This is a genomic window from Zoogloea sp., from assembly GCF_017302315.1.
In the GTDB taxonomy this organism is placed as follows: domain Bacteria; phylum Pseudomonadota; class Gammaproteobacteria; order Burkholderiales; family Rhodocyclaceae; genus Zoogloea.
In genome coordinates this window covers 1-3,965 of the sequence record NZ_JAFLDT010000151.1, presented here as the reverse complement: position 1 = coordinate 3,965, position 3,965 = coordinate 1, and the positions used below count along the sequence as shown (strand labels likewise).

The 3,965-nt window shown below is 67.4% G+C and carries 4 protein-coding genes and 1 pseudogene; 4 read left to right on the top strand and 1 reads right to left on the bottom strand.

The genetic code is table 11. The annotated features are described in order from the left end of the window. On the bottom strand, nt 1–195 hold a 195-nt coding region (locus J0L98_RS21295), incomplete at its 3' end, for a hypothetical protein (RefSeq protein ID WP_296414231.1). 114 nt (nt 196–309) lie between these two features. On the opposite strand from J0L98_RS21295, the gene napF reads away from it, so the two are divergent. The 4 genes and pseudogenes from napF to J0L98_RS21275 form a co-directional block, all read left to right on the top strand. Continuing rightward, a complete protein-coding gene (gene napF / locus J0L98_RS21290; RefSeq protein ID WP_296414230.1) occupies nt 310–819 on the top strand; it encodes a ferredoxin-type protein NapF in 510 nt (169 codons plus the stop codon). Then, nucleotides 816–1,115, top strand: coding sequence for a chaperone NapD (locus tag J0L98_RS21285; protein WP_296414229.1), 300 nt, complete (start codon nt 816–818; stop codon nt 1,113–1,115). The genes napF and J0L98_RS21285 overlap by 4 nt, the downstream gene beginning before the upstream one ends. Beyond that, nucleotides 1,112–3,670, top strand: a complete 2,559-nt coding sequence (gene napA / locus J0L98_RS21280) for a nitrate reductase catalytic subunit NapA (RefSeq protein WP_296414228.1) — start codon at nt 1,112–1,114, stop codon at nt 3,668–3,670. Before J0L98_RS21285 ends, napA begins: the two co-directional genes overlap by 4 nt. 114 nt (nt 3,671–3,784) lie before the next feature. Then, nucleotides 3,785–3,965: pseudogene (locus J0L98_RS21275) on the top strand (ferredoxin-type protein NapG); the annotation flags it as partial.

Here is a 3,965-nt window from a genome sequence, read left to right as displayed (position 1 = left end):
GGACAAAAGGGTGGAAAGCAGAAGTATGGACAGCAGCTTCAGCTTCATCGAACCAATCTCCCGGAATGAATAGTCATGCGGTTTGAGGCCAGGCGCAGATGGCTTGTGCGGCAGGGGCCTCGATGTGTTAATAAGTGTAAGGAATGACATTCGGGCCGCCCGTGACGAAGCGCCGTCGCCATGGGCATATTTCACGGTCTGCGTTGAATGACGGGGATGCGGCGACCACTGCCGTTTCTTCGCACAGATCAAGGTTTCCGGCGGGGGAGAGGCCTAGCATCGGCCCATCTGAAAGACCCCGAGCCCCTCATGGATGTTTCACGACGGCGGTTCCTCGGTGGGCGGGCGCCGCTTCCGGCGCCTTTCCGTCCGCCGTGGAGCGTGTCCGAGCCCCTCTTCCTCGATCGCTGCAGCCGCTGCGATGACTGCGTGAAGGCCTGTCCCACCGGCCTGCTGCAGCGGGGCGAGGGTGGCCGTCCTGTCGCCGACTTCATGCTGGCGGCCTGCACTTTCTGCGGTGACTGCAGCCGGGCCTGCCCGAGCGGGGCGATCACTCCCGTCGATGCGGCGGGCAGCGCGAGGCCCTGGTCCTTCGGCATTGCCATCGGCGAAGGCTGCCTGGCGCATCAGAACGTGGAATGCCGCGTCTGCGGCGAGCTCTGTGATCCCGCTGCGATCCGCTTCCGGCCCCGCCTGGGCGGCGTGCCTGTGCCCGAGGTGGATGACGCCGCCTGTACAGGCTGCGGCGCCTGCATCGCTCCCTGTCCCGTCGTCGCCATCCAGCGGGTGGCGCCCCCCACTGCCCTGGAGGGCCCATGAACATCGTCAGTCTGGTCCTGCGCATCAAGCCCGAGACCCGTGCCGAGGCGGAGGCCGCCCTGTGCGCCTTTCCCGGCGTCGAATGCCACGGCATGTCGGAGGACGGCAAGCTCGTCGTCACCGTCGAGGACGCGGAGGGGGCGGCCATGTCCGACACCCTGATCGCCCTGCACCGGGTACCCCAGGTGCTGGCCGCCACCCTGGCCTACGAGCACACCAACGTCCCCTCCGGCGACGCCCCCCTTTCGAATCAAGCGCAAGCAGCGCATTCCCCCTGCGAGGAGGCCCAATCATGAGCATCAATCGACGCGACTTCATCAAGACCCAGGCCATTGCCGCGGCGGCCGCCACGGCCGGCATCTCCGTGCCCGCCCTTGCGGCGAAGAAGGGTGAGGCGCCCGCTCCCGCAGAGAACGGATCCGTCGTGCGCTGGGACAAGGCGCCCTGCCGCTTCTGCGGCACCGGCTGCTCGGTGCTGGTGGGCGTCCAGAACGGTCGCGTGGTGGCCACCCAGGGCGATCCGGAAGCCCCGGTCAACCGCGGACTGAACTGCATCAAGGGCTACTTCCTGTCCAAGATCATGTACGGCAAGGACCGCCTGCAGACCCCGCTGCTGCGCAAGAAGGGCGGCGTCTACGACAAGGACGGCGAGTTCACCCCGGTCAGCTGGGACGAGGCCTTCGACATCATGGCCGCCAAGTGGAAGGAGGCCATCAAGGCCGACGGCCCGAACTCGGTGGCGATGTTCGGCTCGGGCCAGTGGACGATCTGGGAAGGCTATGCCGCCAGCAAGCTCTGGAAGGCGGGCTTTCGCACCAACAACATCGACCCCAACGCCCGCCACTGCATGGCCAGCGCGGTCACCGGTTTCATGCGCACCTTCGGCATCGACGAGCCGATGGGCTGCTACGACGACATCGAGCAGGCCGACGCCTTCGTGCTGTGGGGCAGCAACATGGCCGAGATGCACCCCATCCTGTGGAGCCGCATCACCGACCGCCGGCTGTCGGCGCCGCACGTCAAGGTGGCGGTGCTGTCCACCTACGAGCACCGCAGCTTCGACCTGGCCGACAGCGGCATGATCTTCACGCCGCAGACCGACCTGGCCATCCTCAACTTCATCGCTCACTACATCATCACGAACAAGAAGGTGAACACCGAGTTCGTGAAGAAGAACGTCAACTTCAAGAAGGGCACCACCGACATCGGCTACGGCCTGCGCCCGGTCCACCCGCTGGAGAAGGACGCCACCGCCAACGGCTACCCCGGCGCCGACGGCAAGCCCAAGGGCAGCCCGAACGACGCCACGCCGATCAGCTTCGAGGACTACGCCAGGTTCGTCAGCGAGTACACCGCCGAGAAGGTCAGCGCGCTGTCGGGCGTGCCCGTCAAGCAGCTGGAGGAACTGGCCAAGCTCTACGCCGACCCGAAGGTCAAGCTGGTGTCGTTCTGGACCATGGGTTTCAACCAGCACACCCGTGGCACCTGGGCCAACAACATGGTCTACAACATCCACCTGCTGACCGGCAAGATCAGCACGCCGGGCTCGGGCCCGTTCAGCCTGACCGGCCAGCCCAGCGCCTGCGGCACCGCCCGCGAGGTGGGCACCTTTGCGCACCGCCTGCCGGCCGACATGGTGGTCACCAACCCCGAGCACCGCAAGCACACCGAGGAGATCTGGGGTGTGCCCGAAGGCACCATCCCCGACAAGATCGGCCTGCACGCCGTGGCCCAGAGCCGCGCGCTGAAGGACGGCAAGCTGCGCTGCTACTGGACCAGCACCACCAACAACATGCAGGCCGGGCCGAACATCAACGGCGAGATCCTGCCGGGCTGGCGCAACCCCAAGGCCTTCGTGGTGGTCAGCGACCCCTACCCCACCGTCAGCGCCATGGCGGCCGATCTGGTGCTGCCCGCCGCCATGTGGGTGGAGAAGGAAGGTGCCTTCGGCAACGCCGAGCGCCGCACCCAGTTCTGGCGCCAGCAGGTGGCCGCACCGGGCCAGGCCCGCTCGGACCTGTGGCAGATGATGGAGTTCAGCAAGCGCTTCAAGATCGAGGAGGTGTGGCCGGCGGAGCTGATCGCCAAGATGCCCTCGGTCAAGGGCAAGACGCTCTTTGAGGTGCTCTACCGGAACGGCAAGGTCAACAAGTTCCCGGCAGCCGACCTGGGCAAGGTCAATGGCAAGTACATCGCCGGCTACAAGAACGCCGAGTCCGAGGCTTTCGGCTTCTATGTGCAGAAGGGCCTGTTCGAGGAGTACGCCGAGTTCGGCCGCGGCCACGGCCACGACCTGGCGGCCTTCGATGTCTACCACGAGTCGCGCGGCCTGCGCTGGCCGGTGGTGGACGGCAAGGAAACGCTGTGGCGCTTCCGCGAGGGCTACGACCCCTATGTCAAGGCCGGCGAGGGCATCAAGTTCTACGGCCACAAGGACGGCAAGGCCAACATCTTCGCCCTGCCCTACCAGCCCGCCGCCGAGTCGCCCGACAAGGAGTTCGACCTGTGGCTGTGCACCGGCCGCGTGCTCGAGCACTGGCACACCGGCAGCATGACGCGCCGCGTGGCCGAACTGCACCGCGCCGTGCCCGAGGCCGTGGTCTTCATGCACCCCGATGACGCGCAGGCGCGCGGCATCCAGCGTGGCATGCAGGTCAAGCTCAGCTCGCGCCGCGGCGAGATCACGCTGGCGGTGGAGACCAAGGGCCGCAACAAGGTGCCGCGCGGTCTGGTCTTCGTGCCCTTCTTCGATGAAGGCCGGCTGGTCAACAAGCTGACGCTGGACGCCACCTGCCCGATCTCCAAAGAGACCGACTTCAAGAAGTGCGCCGTCAAGGTGGTGCGCGCCTGAGGCCTGAGCTGATGCGAGTCGAAGCGTTTTCGCGCGCCCGGCGCCGGGCCGCCCCAAGGCGGGCGCGATCCCCCCGGGGGATCGACTGGCGTACCCGCCGGGCGAGGGGCTGACATGAACCGTCGTGAACTGATGCAAGGCGCTGCCAGCGCCGCCACCGCCGGCCTGATCGCCGGCGGCGCGGCATTGGCATCGCGCCCAGCCGTGGCCCGGCCGGCCCAGGCGCTGCGCCCGCCCGGCGCGCTCGACGACGAGCGCTTCCTGGCCGCCTGCGTGCGCTGCGGCCTGTGCGTGC